Annotated in this window: 17 protein-coding genes and 1 pseudogene; 8 read left to right on the top strand and 10 right to left on the bottom strand. The window is 56.5% G+C overall.

Annotation, left to right across the window (positions count from 1 at the left end; all coding sequences use genetic code 11):
• Window positions 1-398: 398 nt before the first annotated feature.
• The 3 genes from Q1J43_RS07995 to Q1J43_RS07985 are packed head-to-tail and all read right to left on the bottom strand — an operon-like array spanning window position 399 to window position 1566.
• The gene (locus Q1J43_RS07995; protein ID WP_301101929.1) at window positions 399-809 is read right to left on the bottom strand and encodes a DUF6691 family protein; all 411 of its coding nucleotides are present in this window, start codon (window positions 807-809) and stop codon (window positions 399-401) included.
• Between the two features lie 9 nt (window positions 810-818).
• Window positions 819-1250 (bottom strand): YeeE/YedE family protein, encoded by a 432-nt coding sequence (locus tag Q1J43_RS07990; RefSeq protein ID WP_301101927.1) that lies wholly within the window; start codon window positions 1248-1250, stop codon window positions 819-821.
• Window positions 1240-1566, bottom strand: a complete 327-nt coding sequence (locus Q1J43_RS07985) for a metalloregulator ArsR/SmtB family transcription factor (RefSeq protein WP_301101926.1) — start codon at window positions 1564-1566, stop codon at window positions 1240-1242. Before Q1J43_RS07985 ends, Q1J43_RS07990 begins: the two co-directional genes overlap by 11 nt.
• A gap of 98 nt (window positions 1567-1664) precedes the next feature.
• On the opposite strand from Q1J43_RS07985, the gene Q1J43_RS07980 reads away from it, so the two are divergent.
• Window positions 1665-1853, top strand: a complete 189-nt coding sequence (locus Q1J43_RS07980; RefSeq protein ID WP_301101925.1) for a DUF2892 domain-containing protein — start codon at window positions 1665-1667, stop codon at window positions 1851-1853.
• Between the two features lie 23 nt (window positions 1854-1876).
• On the top strand, window positions 1877-2245 hold the full coding sequence (locus tag Q1J43_RS07975; protein ID WP_301101924.1) for a carboxymuconolactone decarboxylase family protein: 369 nt from the start codon (window positions 1877-1879) through the stop codon (window positions 2243-2245).
• A gap of 62 nt (window positions 2246-2307) precedes the next feature.
• Here the strand turns inward: Q1J43_RS07975 and Q1J43_RS07970 are convergent, their stop codons facing one another.
• On the bottom strand, window positions 2308-3660 hold the full coding sequence (locus tag Q1J43_RS07970) for an ATP-binding protein (RefSeq protein ID WP_301101923.1): 1353 nt from the start codon (window positions 3658-3660) through the stop codon (window positions 2308-2310).
• Window positions 3651-4391, bottom strand: coding sequence for a response regulator (locus tag Q1J43_RS07965; protein WP_301101922.1), 741 nt, complete (start codon window positions 4389-4391; stop codon window positions 3651-3653). The genes Q1J43_RS07970 and Q1J43_RS07965 overlap by 10 nt, the downstream gene beginning before the upstream one ends.
• 239 nt (window positions 4392-4630) lie before the next feature.
• Between Q1J43_RS07965 and Q1J43_RS07960 the strand changes: the two genes are divergently transcribed.
• A complete protein-coding gene (locus Q1J43_RS07960; protein ID WP_301101921.1) occupies window positions 4631-5029 on the top strand; it encodes a hypothetical protein in 399 nt (132 codons plus the stop codon).
• 357 nt (window positions 5030-5386) lie between these two features.
• Here the strand turns inward: Q1J43_RS07960 and Q1J43_RS07955 are convergent, their stop codons facing one another.
• From Q1J43_RS07955 to Q1J43_RS07945, 3 genes and pseudogenes are all read right to left on the bottom strand, one after another.
• Window positions 5387-5887, bottom strand: a complete 501-nt coding sequence (locus Q1J43_RS07955) for a universal stress protein (RefSeq protein WP_301101920.1) — start codon at window positions 5885-5887, stop codon at window positions 5387-5389.
• 109 nt (window positions 5888-5996) lie between these two features.
• The gene (locus Q1J43_RS07950; RefSeq protein ID WP_301101919.1) at window positions 5997-6359 is read right to left on the bottom strand and encodes a hypothetical protein; all 363 of its coding nucleotides are present in this window, start codon (window positions 6357-6359) and stop codon (window positions 5997-5999) included.
• Window positions 6350-7618, bottom strand: a pseudogene (locus Q1J43_RS07945) (putative Na+/H+ antiporter). Before Q1J43_RS07945 ends, Q1J43_RS07950 begins: the two are co-directional and overlap by 10 nt.
• A gap of 192 nt (window positions 7619-7810) precedes the next feature.
• On the opposite strand from Q1J43_RS07945, the gene Q1J43_RS07940 reads away from it, so the two are divergent.
• From Q1J43_RS07940 to Q1J43_RS07920, 5 genes are all read left to right on the top strand, one after another.
• Window positions 7811-9448: an ATP-binding protein gene (locus tag Q1J43_RS07940; protein ID WP_301101918.1), complete on the top strand. Its 1638-nt coding sequence runs from the start codon at window positions 7811-7813 to the stop codon at window positions 9446-9448.
• Entirely contained in the window at window positions 9432-10061 is a 630-nt protein-coding gene (locus Q1J43_RS07935) for a response regulator (protein ID WP_301101916.1), read from the top strand. The genes Q1J43_RS07940 and Q1J43_RS07935 overlap by 17 nt, the downstream gene beginning before the upstream one ends.
• Window positions 10062-10857: 796 nt before the next feature.
• Window positions 10858-11265 carry a hypothetical protein gene (locus Q1J43_RS07930; RefSeq protein ID WP_301101915.1) on the top strand — a complete coding sequence of 136 codons (408 nt, stop codon included), beginning with the start codon at window positions 10858-10860 and terminating at the stop codon, window positions 11263-11265.
• 101 nt (window positions 11266-11366) lie between these two features.
• Complete coding sequence (locus Q1J43_RS07925; RefSeq protein WP_301101914.1) at window positions 11367-11954, top strand: TRAP transporter small permease subunit; 588 nt, start codon at window positions 11367-11369, stop codon at window positions 11952-11954.
• Window positions 11954-13402, top strand: a complete 1449-nt coding sequence (locus Q1J43_RS07920) for a TRAP transporter large permease subunit (protein WP_301101913.1) — start codon at window positions 11954-11956, stop codon at window positions 13400-13402. The genes Q1J43_RS07925 and Q1J43_RS07920 overlap by 1 nt, the downstream gene beginning before the upstream one ends.
• A gap of 25 nt (window positions 13403-13427) precedes the next feature.
• Here the strand turns inward: Q1J43_RS07920 and Q1J43_RS07915 are convergent, their stop codons facing one another.
• Both Q1J43_RS07915 and pmbA read right to left on the bottom strand, forming a co-directional pair.
• Window positions 13428-14510: a TRAP transporter substrate-binding protein gene (locus Q1J43_RS07915; RefSeq protein ID WP_301101912.1), complete on the bottom strand. Its 1083-nt coding sequence runs from the start codon at window positions 14508-14510 to the stop codon at window positions 13428-13430.
• A 110-nt stretch (window positions 14511-14620) separates the two neighbouring features.
• Complete coding sequence (gene pmbA / locus Q1J43_RS07910) at window positions 14621-15994, bottom strand: metalloprotease PmbA (RefSeq protein ID WP_301101910.1); 1374 nt, start codon at window positions 15992-15994, stop codon at window positions 14621-14623.
• Window positions 15995-16054 lie beyond the last annotated feature (60 nt).

Genomic DNA, 16054 nt, shown 5'->3' with positions numbered 1-16054 from the left:
TCCATGAGTCACCCCAAAAAGACAGAAAACTACACAATTCCAAACGCTGTGAACAGCCCCTCTGTAACTCATTGAGCGTAAACGATTATTTCTGTGGGTCGACGACAATGGCATTCGCATTTTGATGCAATTGCCCTGGGCTGTTTGGTACGCGCGACGAAACTGTCGGAGGAGATATGTGTCTGTATGCGGAGCGCCTTGAGGATGGTGGCGTGCTATTACCCAATGACTTGTGCGCGCCGTCGTCTGGCGCGCACAGCTTGCAATCTTGTGCCAGGTGAAGTTTGATGACGACGGAAAGGTTTGCTGCTTCGTTCCTCGGCCGCCTTTGACTTCAACCGCTCCTTAGGCACGGGAATCAACGCATTGATGGCACATCGGGGCATCCCTTTGGCACTTCATCGGTCTTCAATAAATTCGAAGATCTTCATTCCGACAAGCATCGCCCCGACGAAGAGCAGTCCTTGAGGAATGCCGGCGCCGGCGAGGACAAGAGCCGGCCCCGGACAAATCCCGGCCAGCCCCCAGCCGACGCCGAAGGTCAGGCTGCCACCGATCAGACGTCGGTCAATTTGTCGCACCGTCGGCATCTGCATGGGCAAGTCGAGGAATGATCTTTGACGTTTCCCGGCCGCGGAAAAGGCAACGAAACCGATCGCAATCGCGCCGCCCATCACTAGCGCCAGCGAAGGATCCCAAGTCCCGGCAAGATCGAGAAAGTTCAGCACCTTCGTCGGATTCGTCATGCCCGAGATGATCAGGCCAAATCCGAAGGTCAGGCCGCTTAGTAAAGAGAGGGCAATCGTCATGGCTGTTCTTCAAACAAGAAGGTGGCGAACGACGAAGACAGTGACAAAACCGGACAACATGAAGCTCGCTGTTGCGACCAGAGAACGCGGTGAAAGTCGCGAAATACCGCAGACACCGTGACCGCTGGTACATCCAGCGCCGTAGCGCGTGCCGAGACCGACTAGGAGGCCGGCGATGACCAGCGTCCCGGGTCCGGTATCGATGCTTATGTCTGGCAATGGGGCCATCGTCTGAAAGAGCCAAGGCGCTGACAGCAAACCGACGATGAAAGCACTACGCCAAGAGATATCACCCGACTGTGCCCGAAACAAACCGCCGATGATTCCGCTGATTCCGGCGATGCGACCGTTGAATAGCGCGAAAACCGCCGCGGCCAAACCGATCAGCACACCGCCTGCCGAGGCGGCCAGTGGTGTGAAGTGATTCCAGTCAACGTTCACTGTTGTTTTCGCAGTAGAGGGAATAAAGCTGATTAAGAATGGTCAAGACTTTTTGGTCCTTCACCGAATAGTAGATTTGCTTGCCGACACGCCGAGTTTCGACCATTTCTTCTTGACGCAGTACGCCTAGCTGCTGCGAAAGTGTCGGTTGAACGATACCCAGCAAGTCTGCGAGTTCACCGACAGATTTTTCGCCCTGGGTGAGCTGGCATAGAAGCAACAGACGATCCGGATTGGCCAGCGTGCGCAACGCGCTCGTTGCCTGTACAGCGGCTGCGCGCATCGATTCGATATCGAGTGTTCGAGCTTTACTCATCTTCGGGTCTCAGTATTAAATACTTGAAAATATTATATTAGAACATACTATGTATTATAGTATATCGTTTTGTAATCCACTGGTCCAAGGAGTTCATCATGAAAGCTAACGTGGGAAGCGTAGACCGAATTTTTCGTTTCGTTGTCGGACTTGGCCTGATTGGCGCGACACTTTCTGGCGCCATCGGGCAGTGGGGATGGATCGGCGTCGTACCGCTGCTGACTGGCGTTTTGGGCCGCTGTCCGGCCTACCTGCCGTTCGGCATGAGCACATGCAAGAGGAAGTAACGACTTAATTCGGAGAAATAACGATGAATACCGCCGCACCCAGCTATCAGGATCTGATTCAATCGGTGTCCAAGAATCTCGCCACCTTGCGCGCCGATATCCCGGATGTCATGAAGGGGTTTAGCGATATGGCGAAGGCGGCAACTCAGCCCGGTGCCTTGGACAAGAAAACGAAGGAGCTCATTGCGCTCGCGTTGGGCGTTGCTGCCCATTGCGACGCGTGCATCGGATTTCACACACAGGCATTGGCCAGACTCGGCGCAACGAAAGCCGAAGTCGAAGAAGCTTTGGGAATGGCCATCTATATGGGTGGCGGACCATCGTTGATGTACTCGGCCAACGCGATCGCGTCCTTTGCCGAGTTCGCTGAAATAGGTCCGGCCAAGGCGTGACGGGTGCTGGCTTGGGCGTAGGCAGGTGCGTTGCGCCCGGCGCATGGCGAAGCGCCGGATGCTTATGCTTTTGGAATCCGCGGCAGTGCGAGGATTGCCGAGAGACCGCCCTTGGGTCGGTTGGTTAGCAGCAGTTTGCCACCGTGCATCAACGCGATGTCCTTGACGATCGAGAGGCCCAGGCCGACGCCGCCCGTCTCGCGGCTGCGCGATGCGTCCGGCCGGTAGTAAGCCTCAGTGACGCGCACGAGTTCTTCCGGTGTGATTCCCGGGCCTTCGTCATCGACGATGATTCGTAGCGCAATCGCGCTGTCTTCAATCCGCAAGCGCGCGCTGCGGCCGTACTTGATGGCGTTGTCAATCAAATTCTGCAACGCGCGTCGCAGCGCGGAGAGACGGCCGGTATAGGGCCATTGCGCCAGGCCATCCACGCTAATTGCCTTGCCGAGCACTGCTGCATCATCGACCAGGCTTTGCAGAAGCGCGTTCATATCGATCGGGCGCACGGCTTCGTTATCTTGAAGCCCGCGTAGGTAATCGAGCGTCGCATCGATCATCGCGGACATTAAATCGAGGTCAACAGCCATCTGATCGCGCAGGCTGTTATCGCCGACGAGCTCGGCACGTAAGCGTAGACGGGTTAGCGGCGTTCGCAAATCGTGAGACACAGCAGCCAGCGCCCGTGACCGCTCGTCGACGAGTCGTTTGATTCGCGCCTGCATGCGATTGAAGGCTTGCACGGTGCGGCGCACCTCGGTCGGACCTTTGTTGTCAAGGGGCGCCGCGTCAAGATCGCGTCCGAGTGTATCGGCCGCAATTGCTAGGTCTTTCAGTGGCCGGGTTGCCTGGCGGACTGCGATCATGACGACGACGATGACGATGAGCATCGTGATCAATAGGTTGGTGACGAGATCATTGGAAAAAGCAGGAGCCCCCCCTTCGGACGCCGCAGAAATCCTCACCCATTGACCGTCACGCAGGCGCACGTCGAGCATGCGCGTCGGATTGCCGTGTTGCGGCATTCCGGCGGACCTGCCTCGCTGCATCCCCCCGCCCCCAAACTCGGAGCGAATTTCGCGTTCGCTTCCGAGGCGAACGCCGAGCATCGCCTGAATCTGTCCGCGCGGCAAATTGGGCAAGGCCTGATCGTCGGCGACCAGGGTGACGCGCAGGCCTTGCGACTGCAGTGTCGACAGCGCGTCGCTGCGCTGTGCCGGGCCGCTCGTCTCGAGCACGCGAACGGCGTCGGCGATGCGGTCGAGGAAGTTCAGGCCGCGTGCTTGCGCAACGACGCTTACGCGTTCGTTCCACTGCAACCAGAGGCTGGCCCCTTGCGCGGCGAACAGACCGGCAAGCAGGATCAGCACCATGCGTGCAAAGAGAGTCGAAGGGAATGCCCCTAAGTTCAGGCGCATGAGTTTCGCGCTTCGATGGTCACCGCCAGCACATAGCCTTCGCCGCGCACCGTCTTGATGAGTTCCGGTTCGCGCCCATCATCGCGCAGCCGTTGGCGCAAACGGCTGATCTGGACGTCAATCGCACGATCGTAAGGCTCGGCCTCGCGGCCCTGGATCAGTTCAGTCATCTGGTCGCGATTGAGCACCCGGTTCGGATGGTCGAGAAGGATGCGGAGCAGACGGTATTCGCCGCCCGACAGCGGCGTTGCCACACCGTCCGGCGACGTGAGCAAACGCGCCGCAGTATCGAGGCACCAGCCGGCAAAGCACAGGCAGCGCGCCGGCTCGGGACGCAGATTGGGCGGCAAAGCACGCGTTCGACGCAGAATCGTCTTGATGCGAGCGAGTAACTCACGTGGATTGAAAGGCTTGACAAGATAGTCGTCGGCGCCCATCTCGATACCGACAATACGGTCCGTCTCCTCGCCGCGTGCCGTAAGCATTAGCACCGGGATGTTGGGGAATTTAGGGTTACCGCGCAGATCGCGGCACAGCGTAAGTCCGTCGCTATCGGGCAACATCAGGTCGAGAACGATCAGATCGACCGCGTGCCGGTCAAGCGCGTGCCGCATCTCGTGCCCATCGCGCGCAGCAATGGCCTCGAAACCGTTCCGCGCCAAATAGTCGACGAGTAATCGTCGGATTTCTGGGTCGTCATCAACAATTAGAATGCAGTCGGATTTGTCCATGAGCTCTTGCGTCAATCCAGAAGGAAGCTGCCAGCACGAAGCATGTCCGAATTTTGGCCCTCTTTTTCCCCGCTCACGCCTTGCGTATGTAACGCACTGTAACGCAAAGCCACTTTGCCATGCTGCACTACAAATTTGTCCTGCTGTGCAACATGCTGCTTACATGCCTGCGCTTAAATATGGGCACGGACAGACGCCAGTCGATGTCCGGAGCAAGTTCAATCACCAAGGAGACCAGCATGAAAACCTCACTGACCTTTAGAAACATCACTCTCGTGGCTTTCCTGGGTGCAGCACTCGCTGCCCCGGTCGGGGCGCAAGGCGGCCCTGGGATGGGTGGCGGCATGGGCGGTGGTCCCGGTATGCAAAATGGCGGGCCGGGACCAGGAATGGGGCGGGGCGGACGAGAAATGATGTTCGATCGAAGCAACGTCCGCGGCTGGGCGTTGATGACCGCCGAAGAGCGCACGGCTTTCCAGACGAAAATGCGTGCAGTCGGAACCTATGACCAGTGCAAGCGCGTGCAGGCCGAACATCGCAGCACCATGGAATCTCGCGCCAGGGATAAGGGCGTCAACTTGATGGCTCCGCGTGCCAATGCCTGTGACAACATGAAATCGCGCGGGTTTATCAAGTAATCGGCGGCAATTCGGGCGCACCGTCGTGCTTGCATCGGACTGAAAGTGTATGCGAGTAGGTCCAAGCAGCAAAAAGTGGCTCGAAGGGCTGCTTTCGGGTGATTACGCCAAGGACCGGTTCTGGCCGGAATGGGCGAGTTCACTCCGGTCGCCGCAGGCCGCCATTCATCGCTTCGGGAGTCCTCGCAAAAGACCGCCTTTTGGTAGGATGGCCAGTGCGTACTCCCGGCCATTTCCGGTCTTTGAGGTCGTTGAGCATAACCCATAGCGAACGGCCGGTTGCTCATCACATTGCTGACGAGTTCCGCCTGGGCCGACGAACACGCAGATGGAATGGCAGAATCGGATTTCACCGCGTTACTGTAAAGTTCGAGCGATCTTGGGAATATTTCCCTCATCATTAACCAGCACAACAGGAATGCCACGCTGCTGATGCAATACAGTGCTGACCACATCGCAAGCAAATAAGCTCGACATCCATGTTCTGGATTCAGGCAGGATAATCTCGTCACAGGCAAGTTCTTCCGCGGTGTCGAGGATCGAGAAGACCAATTCCCCTTGTTTGAAAAGACCGCGAGACGGGATGTTGTTTGCCGTCAAGAACTGACTTGCTTCCTCGATGAATGCTTGTGCACGCTCGGCCTGAAACTGCGCAATTTCCCGCTGCGTACGGAAGCGTAGAACCTGCCACTGAGTGATTGTTTCGCCAACATGGAGCAGAATTACTTCGAGGCGACTACCTTTCCGCTGCCGGCGCAAAGCATATTGGAGGCCCCACCGTGAATCTTCTTTGGCATTTATTGGCACCAATAGCCGCAGTAACTTGGCGTTTGATTCGGTTTGATCGGACGTGCTCATGGCGGTCGCTCCACTCAAGGGTTGCGAATGAATAGTTCCGTATGCCTTACGGTTCGAAACAACGTTGTGTTCAGTTCTGGCTAGCACGATGTCTCCTCTTATGAGTGAATCAACCGGCAAGATGACGGTGTTCGATTACCCCATCCAGGCCCCGCCGTAGGCAGCGTAGGTAGGCCGGCCCAACGATTAAAATAACGAGTGGAACTGCAACGACGAATTGAGAGAGATACAGCATGGGGAGTGACAGATCCGCTGCTTGATCTGGCTCTAAGCGGAGCAGATAGGTCACTGCAGCCAAGCCAGCCAGTGTCCAAATCCGCTCGATCATGTCGAACTCGGTTTTCTTCGCTTGCTTAAGTACCTCGTCCCATTCTGCATATGGCAGCTTTCGCAATGCTGGGTAAGCCCAGAGAAGTGCCATTCTCTTCGGGCGCTTGTCGTTCGCGATGTTGAACTCGGTACTCATAGCCATTGAAAAGCAAAGATGGCCACACCGGTTGGCGGTACAGCCGCCAGGAAAAGGTATAACGGGCTAATAGAATCGTCGTGGAAATAACCTTTGAGAATGGAGAAGCCGGCCGGATTCGGGGCGTTTGCGATAACAGTCAGGCCACCGCCCGTCACCGCTCCGGCGACGAGGGCGTACTTGAACTCGGGCGTCACGCCCTGCACAAGCGAACCCAGATATGTCAATGCCGCATTGTCGGTAACGGCGGTCAACGCTGTTGCGATGTAGTACAGTGCGGTGCTGTTCACGCTGGAAAGAGTCGCTTGGAGCCACCATTGCTGGAGCCCCCCCAGAGTCACCAGCCCAGCCAGAAAAAAGGCGACCATTAATCCTTCTCGCAGAAAGAGACGATCTTGGTGGCGTTTGTAGGCTTCGGTGAAGCCCAGAAAGAACAAGAACAGCCCCATGAAAACCACGGGGTGATGGGCAAAGACCACTACGTCGATCAAAAAGAACAGATGCACAGCGGTCACGACCGGCGGGACTTGTCCTTTTCCATTCTTTATCTCTAGCTGAGCCTTGGCGGCCAGCTCATTTCGGAAGAACCACGTTGCGACAGCTGCATTGACGATCACGGCGGCCGCTGCTTTCCAGCCAAAATGCATAATCATGAAGGCCGTGTCCCATTGCCACTTGGCCGCGACCATAAGAACCGGCGGTGCCGCAAAATGGGTGAGTGTTCCACCGATCGAAACGTTGACGAACAGAACGCCAAGCGTCACGTACTGCAATCTGGCACTGAGACGACTCGAGAAATAGGCATCTCGCAACATGATTGCAGCGAGGGTCATTGCTGCAGGTTCCGTGATGAACGAACCCAATAGGGGGACGACGAAGAGGCAGAGAAAATAAACAGCCTGGGGCGCAGGCAACGGCATGAGGCGCGCCATAGTCCGTACCAGCGTCAGCACACCTTGCAAGATAGGCCGACTGGCCGCAATAACCATGATGACGAAGACGAACAAGGGTTCCGTGAAGCTTCTTTCCTCAAGATATCGCACAGTGGCTTCGCTGCCTGCTAAAGCCAGCAGGGTGGCAACGAGGACAAAAGCCCAGAAACCGAATACGACTTCGACTTCTGCCAACAGATGTCACAGCCCCGCATGCCGTGGATTGCTGTGAGCGAGATGCGCAAAGAATTTTGTCGAGAACGTGTGCAAGAGAGCGATAGCAAAAATGACCGCTGCAACAATCTCGTGCGAAGTTGGTGAAAGTGATTCCATGGAAGTTACAGACATGGCGGTTGTGTGTGACCATCCTAGGCATCGCTTCAATGCTTGAAAATTGGGGAATACGCGTAAGGGGAATCTCTATTCGCAATGCGTGCAAGATGGCCGAAAAATCGCACGCCAGACTCACGCTTCGAGGACAATGAGGGTTTCCCTTACGTGTTTTATCGAATTACGAAATCGGATATGCCCAAGCACAATGACATCTCGATCAACGAGAGCGAGACGGTTTCACCGATGTTGCCGACTCTGCGCCCTGGGTGGCGGGATGTTCTGACCTTGCTGTTGGGCTATGTCGTTCTCGACTGGGCAAGTTACATCCACCCGCTCCATGGACTAAATATTACGCCGTGGAATCCAGCGCCTGCGTTGGGGCTGCTTTTTCTACTCCGCTTTGGGCGGAACGCGACTCTTCCTCTCGCCCTGGCGATCTTCCTGGCTGACGCCTGGGTGCGAAATCTGCCGCTGTCATTGCTTGTGTCAATCGGTTTGTCTGCTTTGTTGACGTTCGGGTATTGGAGCATCGCCGAGGTCTTGCGCCATCGTCTATCGAGTCGAAGCATCTTCACTGATCGAAGAGGGCTGCTCGAATGGGCGGGAATCGTTACCATCGGCACACTGGTAAACAGCGTTATTTACGTCGCTATGCTATCAGTCGGAAAATTCATTCCCGTGGGCGACGTGGCGGACGCCTTTATTCGCTACTGGGTTGGAGATTGCGTGGGCGCCTTGGTATCGATGCCCATCCTGTGGATGCTGCTGGAGGAGGATGGACGCGCTCATTTGAGAGCAATGGTCGCCACTTGGGAGTCACTGGGGTACTTGCTGACAACAGCGCTTGCATTGTGGATTGCCTTTGGTATCGGTGCTGCCGCCGACTTCAAATATTTCTATGTACTGTTCCTGCCTGTCGTCTGGGCGGCCGCAAGGCAAGGGCTAGCTGGGGCCGTGATCAGCGCCGCCATCGTCCAAATTGGAATCATTGGCGCTGTACAGTTCCTGGGATTTGCGGCCATCACCGTACTTGAAATTCAGGCATTGGCGGCCGTTCTCGCCTTGCTTGGTTTCTTCATCGGTATTGTAGTCGATGAAAAACAGCGAGTGAGCGTGGAACTTCGCCAAACACTCCGGCTGGCGGCGGCCGGCGAAATGGCCGGTGCTTTGGCCCATGAACTGAATCAACCCCTCACCGCGCTGTCCGCTTACGGAATGGCCTGCGAGGAATTACTAAATCAAGGCGAAACCGGCGAGCAACTGCGCCAGACGATCCATCGCATGGTTGCAGAATCCTTCCGTGCCGCGGACGTGGTGCGGCGTCTGCGCGATTTCTTTCGCACTGGTGCCACCCAACTCGAATCTGTCGGCCTCGACGATTTATTGCCGTCGGCTACTAGGTCATTTGCGATCAAAGCACAAAAACAAGGCGTCGAAATCACCATTGATCCGCCGCCGCTATGCACACTCTTGGCAGACCGTCTGCAACTGGAGGTGGTCTTGCGTAATCTCCTTTCCAACGCTTTCGATGCGGTAGCAGATCAACCGGCTGGCCGGCGTCGCATTCGGGTATCAGCGCAGCCGGAGGGTGCCGGTCGTGTCTGCGTTCGCATCGAGGATAGCGGCCCCGGAATCTTCGGCGCGACGGCCGCGCGGATGTTTGAGGCCTTCCACTCATCAAAAGCTAGCGGGCTCGGTCTTGGTTTGGTGATCAGCCGCGCCATTGTCGATGCCCATGGCGGGCATCTTTCCGTCGAGACGGCCGACCACGGATTATTCAAATTGATACTGCCCACCGAAGGGAAGGCTGTCGATGCAGACTCACGCTAGAGGTTATACGGTCTTTATCGTTGAGGATGATCAATCAGTCCGCGATTCCCTTGGACTGCTGCTGGGTTTGCGCGGCTACCCTGTTGCCCTGTTTGCCGACGCCGAAAGTTTTCTCGAAGCTTACCTGTCAGCATGGACGGGCTGTTTGCTGGTCGATATACGCATGCCGGGAATGGACGGCCTGAAGCTTCAGAGGCGTTTACTCGAGGTAGGCTGCAAAATGCCGGCTATCGTAATGACTGGACACGGCAACGTGGAGTCTGCGCGTGAGGCTTTCCGTGCCCATGCTGTGGATTTTTTGGAGAAACCAATCGATCACTCCAAGTTGATGAGTGCGATTGAGGAGGCTTTCAGTCGCCAAGCAGTGGCCAAAAACACAGAAGATCAAAATACCGAGTCAGTTTTATTGTTGGCTAAGCTAACTCATCGCGAGAGGGAGGTGATGGAACTGGTCGTCATCGGGCGGCACAACAAAGAAATCGCCGAGGCGCTTGGCATAAGTGCTCGTACCGTAGAAGTGCACAAAGCCCGGATGATGGCAAAACTAGGCGTGGAAGGTATACCTGATTTAGTCCGGCTAAGCCTCGCTAGGCATGACAATAAACACGAATAGATCGGGCCTTCTCCATGGGTTTGGCCCCCAGTTTAATGAGGGTTGAATCCACAGAACTGCTAAGAGTGACGTTGAGTACGGCTGCCCCGACGATGTTCATTAGTAAAGCGGAAGCCGTTTTAGCCAAGTCGGATTCGCCGTAGTAGCACCGGTTGACGCGTGAGACCGCTAGTGTTCAGTCTCGATCGGCGGTTTGGTGATCGCAAAACCGATATTTTTATTGCATATGTCATCAGGCAGTTGTGGGTCGGGTGCCGTCTCCGGCCGTTGATGTAAGCGGCTATTCAGGAGATCCAACCAGCCATCGGCAGCAAACCGTCCGCCACCGGCCCCGCGGTCGAGCTACCGCCAACGGTCGGATTGGCCGAGCAGCAGCCTTCACAGCGCTCCCGAATGAAGCGCGGCGAGCATGGAAGTCCAAACAAAACGTTCAGCTCCTCTGAATACAGCCGCTCTCGTACGCGGGCCAACATTATTTTCGACTTTAATTGGTCGGAATAGTTTGTAATGATGGGCAGGCGCTTACTTGGCCCAACCTTGAGCGGTTTGGAATAGCCGTGGCTTCTCCGGACTTCGACGTGACGGTCACAAAGTGGCTATACGAACACGAGAACGCAAAAAGCCACAATCTGTGGATTGGGCTGATCGTTTGAATTTTATGGTGGTGTAGGGGGGCAGTAAGTCAAACCACTCCCTCGCCGAGGGTGCGTTTAAAACTGTTGGTGGTTGTTGCCGACCACTGGAAAGCGGAGCGGCAATCAATGCGAGGCACGAAAAGTGCCTAAAAAGCCGGCAGATGAATTTTACCTGGGTGACGAAGATGGACATTGAAGTAAAGAATGGCGTTGGCAAGGATGAGTCCGTGGCGGTTCGACTGAAGCAGCACCCGGAGTTGAAAGAGCGGATGGAACGGCTACTGGACGATATCGAGAACGTCTCAGGCGATGTGCGGCAGTCTAAAAAACGCTACTCTGAAACTGCACGTTCGGCAAAATTTGGGTACAAGAGCAGACCTGCCATGCCAAAAAAAGCGGTAAATTATGCCGACCGTTCCAGAGTGCGGAAAAAATTTCCTGCCGGGGCGACTCGCAGCGATTGCAGTGGGCCATCACTGATTTTGGTGCTGATGTGCCTTTCGGCGGGGTGCGGGAGAAGATTCGGGAACACTATGGCATCACCATCGCGACAGCGGCGGTGGTCTTGATTACAGAGCGCCACGCTTGGGAGGCTCTTGCTGCTTAGGCCTCTTTGACCAACAGTTTTTTAACGCACCCGCAGATTCTAGCCCATACCCGAGGATTCCCCGTGAACGCCCTCCTCAAGCTCTCACGTCGCATCGATGCCTTGACCGAAGGCGTCGGCAAGCTTGCGCTGTGGCTGGTCCTGATCGTCGTGTTGATCAGCACCGGCAATGCCGTCATGCGCTACACCATCGACTATAGTTCGAACGCTTTTCTTGAGATTCAGTGGTATCTGTTCGGCATGATTTTTCTATCCTGCTCCGGGTACACGCTGTTGCGTAATGAGCATGTGCGCATCGATCTGATCTCTGACCGGTTGTCGAAACGCGGTCAAATCTGGATCGATATTTTCGGCATTCTCTTTTTCCTGATGCCAATGGCTATCGTCATCATGACGCTGTCCTGGCCTGTCTTCGTCCACGCGCTGCAATCCAATGAAATGTCGAACAGCGCTGGGGGGCTGATTGTCTGGCCCGCGCGTTTGATGATTCCGGCCGGTTTCTTCCTGCTTATCCTGCAGGCCTGCTCCGAGTTGATCAAACGGGTTGGTTTTCTCAAAGGGCTGTGCCCCGATCCGACCGCCAGGCGCAATGCGCTGACGCCTGAGGAAGAACTTGCCCTCGCCATCGAAGCTCTGAAAGATCAATCCTGATGGCCGAATTTCTCATCGCCAACATGGCGCCGATCATCTTCGCTTCGATGGTGGTTTTCCTGCTCGTCGGCTTTCCCGTCGCTTTCGCACTGGCTGCCAATGGCATTTTTTTCGGGCTGGTCGGCATTGAACTCGGTCTGCTCGGCCCGCAACTGTTTCAGGCGTTGCCGGATCGAATCTACGGCGTCATGGCCAATGAAACCTTGCTGGCGGTTCCCTTCTTCACCTTCATGGGCCTGATCCTCGAACGCTCGGGAATGGCCGAAGACCTGCTCGACACGGTTGGGCAATTGTTCGGGCCGATTCGCGGCGGTCTGGCTTACGCCGTGATTTTTGTCGGTGCGCTGCTCGCCGCAACCACCGGTGTGGTTGCCGCCTCGGTCATCTCGATGGGACTCATCTCGCTGCCGATCATGCTGCGCTACGCTTACGACAAGCGGCTCGCGACCGGCGTTATCGCCGCATCCGGCACGCTGGCACAGATCATTCCGCCCTCGCTGGTGCTGATTGTCATGGCCGACCAACTCGGCAAGTCGGTGGGCGACATGTATGCCGGCGCCCTCGTTCCCGGCCTGGTGCTGACCAGTCTTTACGTCGGCTATGTGCTCCTGATCTCCTTCTTCAAACCCGAGTGGGTGCCGGCACTGCCGCCGGCAGCGCGCACCCTGCGTGGCGGAAAGTTGGCATTGCGCGTATTAACCACGCTGGTGCCGCCGCTCTTCCTGATTTTTCTCGTGCTCGGAACGATTTTTCTGGGTATCGCAACACCTACCGAAGGCGGCGCCATGGGCGCCACCGGCGCGCTGCTGATGGCCATTGCGCGCAAGCGAATGAACCGGACCTTGCTCGTGCAGGCCATGGAGAAAACGGCAAAACTGACGACCTTTGTCCTCTTCATCCTGATCGGCGCGCGCGTTTTCTCACTCACTTTTTACGGCGTCAATGGCCACCTCTGGGTCGAGCATCTGCTAAGCAACCTGCCCGGTGGGCAAATCGGCTTTCTGATCGTCGTCAACCTTCTGGTTTTTGTGCTGGCGTTTTTTCTTGATTACTTTGAACTTTCGTTCATCGTCGTGCCGCTGCTCGGGCCGGTCGCCGAGAAGCTCGGGATCGACCTGATTTGGTTCGGCGTACTGCTCGGGGTCAATATGCAGACTTCGTTCCTGCACCCGCCCTTCGGCTTCGCGCTCTTCTTTCTGCGCTCGGTGGCGCCGGCTTCGGTCAAGACCAGCGACATTTACTTAGGCGCCATCCCCTTCGTCTGCATCCAGATCATCATGGTCGGCCTGATCATTCTGTTCCCGCAGATGGTCACCTTCGGGCTTGACAGGGGCAACGGCGGCGATGCCAACTCGATAGAGATCGAGATTCCCGCCTACGATTTTGACAATACCGATCTCCAGTTCGGCGCCGGTTCACAACAGTCCGAGGAGGCCCCGGCAAAGTAAAGTGAGCCGGGCACTGAAAATCTGCCTAGCTCTTGCGGCTGAACATGAAATTTGAGTAGGACCCCTCTGCAACGCGGAACCAGGAGTTCTGCTCGTTCGTAAACTTCTTGTAGTCGTCGTAGACCTTCTTGAATTCTGGGTTCTTTGCCGATGTTTCAGCATAGTAGTCCATCGCCGCCTTGTAGCAAATCTCCATGACCTCCTTGGGGAAGGGCCGCAACTGCGTTCCGGAAGCGAGCAGTTGCCTGAGCGCGAGCGGATTCTTGGCGTCGTAGCGGGCGCACATTTCGGTGTTGGTATCCGCGCACGCGGCCTGAATGATAGTCTGATACTCCTTCGGCAGTTCCGCCCATTTCTGGGCGTTGATGTAGGTCGAAATCTGAGGACCACCTTCCCACCAACCCGGATAGTAGTAAAACTTGGCGACCTTGTTGAAACCCATTTTCTGGTCATCGTAAGGCCCTACCCATTCGGCAGCATCGATCGTGCCTTTTTCTAGCGAAGGGTAGATGTCAGCGCCTGAAATCTGCTGCGACACAACGCCTATCTTGCTCAGCACTGCACCGGCAAGACCAGGGATGCGCATTTTCAATCCCTTCAAATCAGCAACGGTCTTGATTTCCTTGCGGAACCAGCCACCCATCTGAACACCGGTATTGCCGCTCGGGAAGGCAACGATATTTGATTTGGCAAAGAACTCGCCCATCAGCTTGGCGCCATTGCCTTGACGGTACCAGGCTTCAGTCTGGCGGCTGTTCATGCCGAACGGTATGGCGGTGTCGATGCAGTAGGTCGGATCCTTGCCAAAATAGTAGTACGAACAGGTAAAGCCCATTTCCACGGTATTGTCCTTGACCGCGTCATGCACGCCGGGTCCAGGAACGATCTCCCCGGCGGCGAACAACTGGATCTGAAACTTGCCGCCACTCATGTCGGAAATTCGCTTGACCAGAAATTCAGCAGAACCGTGCAGGGTGTCCAGATTCTTCGGGAAACTCGACGCCATCCGCCACTTGATGGTCGGGGCATTTTGCGCCATTGCGGGCAGGGCTACGGCACCGGCAGCAAGACCAACACTGGTTTGCTTCAAAAAGGAGCGTCTTTCCATGGTTTATCTTCTCCGAGAGTTTCAAACATATCAGCGGTCAGCCCGATGATTATAGCCAAAGCGCAGGTGCGTAAACGGGCCTTTACCACGTTCCGGGAGGCAAGACTTTATCAGCTCCCCGCCACCTTCATCTGCTCGATGAGAATCGAACCGACCTGCTTGGAACCCCTCGTCAGGACGTCGTTGCCAACGGCAGCGACGTTACGGAACATGTCGCGCAGATTGCCGGCGATGGTCACTTCTTCAACGGCATGCGCGATCTCGCCACCCTCAACCCAGTACCCCGCCGCACCGCGCGAGTAGTCACCATTGACGTAGTTGACCCCCTGGCCGAGCAGTTCGGTTACTAGCAGACCACGCCCCATTTTTTTGAGCAGGCCGCTCAGGTCGCGTTTGCCTGGATGGACAATCAGGTTATGGCTGCCTCCGGCATTGCCGGTCGTCTGCAGCCCCAGCTTGCGTGCCGTGTAAGCGCTCAGGAAGTAGCCCTGCAACACTCCGTCGACGATTACCTCGCGCTCATGGGTGGCGACGCCGTCGCTGTCGAACCGGCTACTTGCCATTCCCCCTCGCAGGTGTGGGCGTTCGCTGATCTGCATCTTCTTGGAGAAAACGCGCTTGCCGAGGCTATTCACCAGAAAGCTGGTCTTGCGATACAGGCTGCCGCCGCTTACCGCATGGACAAAACTGCCGATCAGCGACGCAGCCAACGGCGCCTCGAACAGCACCGGTACCTTGCAGGTTTTGATCTTGCGCGCTCCGAGCCGCGCTAACGCACGGCGTGCGGCGTAATCGCCGATCGCTTCGGGCGAGGCCAACTGACATGCATCGCGCGCGCTTGAATACCAGTCGTCGCGCTGCATGTTCTCGTCTTTGCCAGCGATTACCGAGCAGGAAAGGAAATGCCGCGAGTTCGGGTAGCCGCCCATGAAACCCAAGCTATTGGCCGAAATAAACTGACCCTCCTGAATCGAAACGGTGGCGCCTTCCGAGTTGCTCACCTGCGTACTGACGGCAAAAGCCGCTTGCTCGCAACGCCGCGCCAGATCAATGGCGGCTTCGACCGGCAGCAGCCAGGGATGGTAAAGATCGAGATCGGAAAATCCTTCCTGGCGCGTAGCCAGCAGCGACGCATCCGGCAAACCGGCACAGGGGTCGGCGGCAGTGAAACGGGCGATATTGAGTGCGGCTTCGACGGTTTCACGCAAGGCTGCCAGCGAAAAATCGGAGGTGCTGGCGTGCCCTTTGTGCTGACCAAGATAAATCGTGACGCCGATTCCCTTGTCGCGGTTGTACTCGATGGTTTCGACCTCGCCGCAGCGCACGCTGACAGATTGCCCAAAACCTTCCGAGACATCAACTTCGCAATCGCTGGCGCCCGATTTTTTGGCATGGGCGAGAACATCCTGGGCAAATTCCTGCAGGGTCTCCAGGGGGTGGCTGAAACGTGATTTAGGCGGGGGGGCAACGGGGATTCGCGACATGGGATGACGATGCTTGCATTGAAAGCCGTTATCATAGCAGCTACCTGCCTGGCCTCTGGC

Origin of the sequence: Propionivibrio sp. (genome assembly GCF_029255185.1) — a bacterium.
In the GTDB taxonomy this organism is placed as follows: domain Bacteria; phylum Pseudomonadota; class Gammaproteobacteria; order Burkholderiales; family Rhodocyclaceae; genus Propionivibrio.
This window is presented reverse-complemented; position numbering and strand designations above follow the sequence as displayed.

What these genes read in the sequence shown, in the direction of transcription:
- Q1J43_RS07950 (WP_301101919.1), bottom strand. Translation starts at nt 6,359, where the DNA reads ATGGCTATGAGTACCGAGTTCAACATCGCGAACGACAAGCGCCCGAAG.
- Q1J43_RS07930 (WP_301101915.1), top strand. Translation starts at nt 10,858, where the DNA reads ATGAATTTTACCTGGGTGACGAAGATGGACATTGAAGTAAAGAATGGC.
- Q1J43_RS07970 (WP_301101923.1), bottom strand. Translation starts at nt 3,660, where the DNA reads ATGCGCCTGAACTTAGGGGCATTCCCTTCGACTCTCTTTGCACGCATG.
- Q1J43_RS07940 (WP_301101918.1), top strand. Translation starts at nt 7,811, where the DNA reads ATGCCCAAGCACAATGACATCTCGATCAACGAGAGCGAGACGGTTTCA.
- Q1J43_RS07965 (WP_301101922.1), bottom strand. Translation starts at nt 4,391, where the DNA reads ATGGACAAATCCGACTGCATTCTAATTGTTGATGACGACCCAGAAATC.
- Q1J43_RS07935 (WP_301101916.1), top strand. Translation starts at nt 9,432, where the DNA reads ATGCAGACTCACGCTAGAGGTTATACGGTCTTTATCGTTGAGGATGAT.
- Q1J43_RS07920 (WP_301101913.1), top strand. Translation starts at nt 11,954, where the DNA reads ATGGCCGAATTTCTCATCGCCAACATGGCGCCGATCATCTTCGCTTCG.
- Q1J43_RS07980 (WP_301101925.1), top strand. Translation starts at nt 1,665, where the DNA reads ATGAAAGCTAACGTGGGAAGCGTAGACCGAATTTTTCGTTTCGTTGTC.
- Q1J43_RS07955 (WP_301101920.1), bottom strand. Translation starts at nt 5,887, where the DNA reads ATGAGCACGTCCGATCAAACCGAATCAAACGCCAAGTTACTGCGGCTA.
- Q1J43_RS07960 (WP_301101921.1), top strand. Translation starts at nt 4,631, where the DNA reads ATGAAAACCTCACTGACCTTTAGAAACATCACTCTCGTGGCTTTCCTG.
- Q1J43_RS07915 (WP_301101912.1), bottom strand. Translation starts at nt 14,510, where the DNA reads ATGGAAAGACGCTCCTTTTTGAAGCAAACCAGTGTTGGTCTTGCTGCC.
- Q1J43_RS07975 (WP_301101924.1), top strand. Translation starts at nt 1,877, where the DNA reads ATGAATACCGCCGCACCCAGCTATCAGGATCTGATTCAATCGGTGTCC.
- pmbA (WP_301101910.1), bottom strand. Translation starts at nt 15,994, where the DNA reads ATGTCGCGAATCCCCGTTGCCCCCCCGCCTAAATCACGTTTCAGCCAC.
- Q1J43_RS07985 (WP_301101926.1), bottom strand. Translation starts at nt 1,566, where the DNA reads ATGAGTAAAGCTCGAACACTCGATATCGAATCGATGCGCGCAGCCGCT.
- Q1J43_RS07995 (WP_301101929.1), bottom strand. Translation starts at nt 809, where the DNA reads ATGACGATTGCCCTCTCTTTACTAAGCGGCCTGACCTTCGGATTTGGC.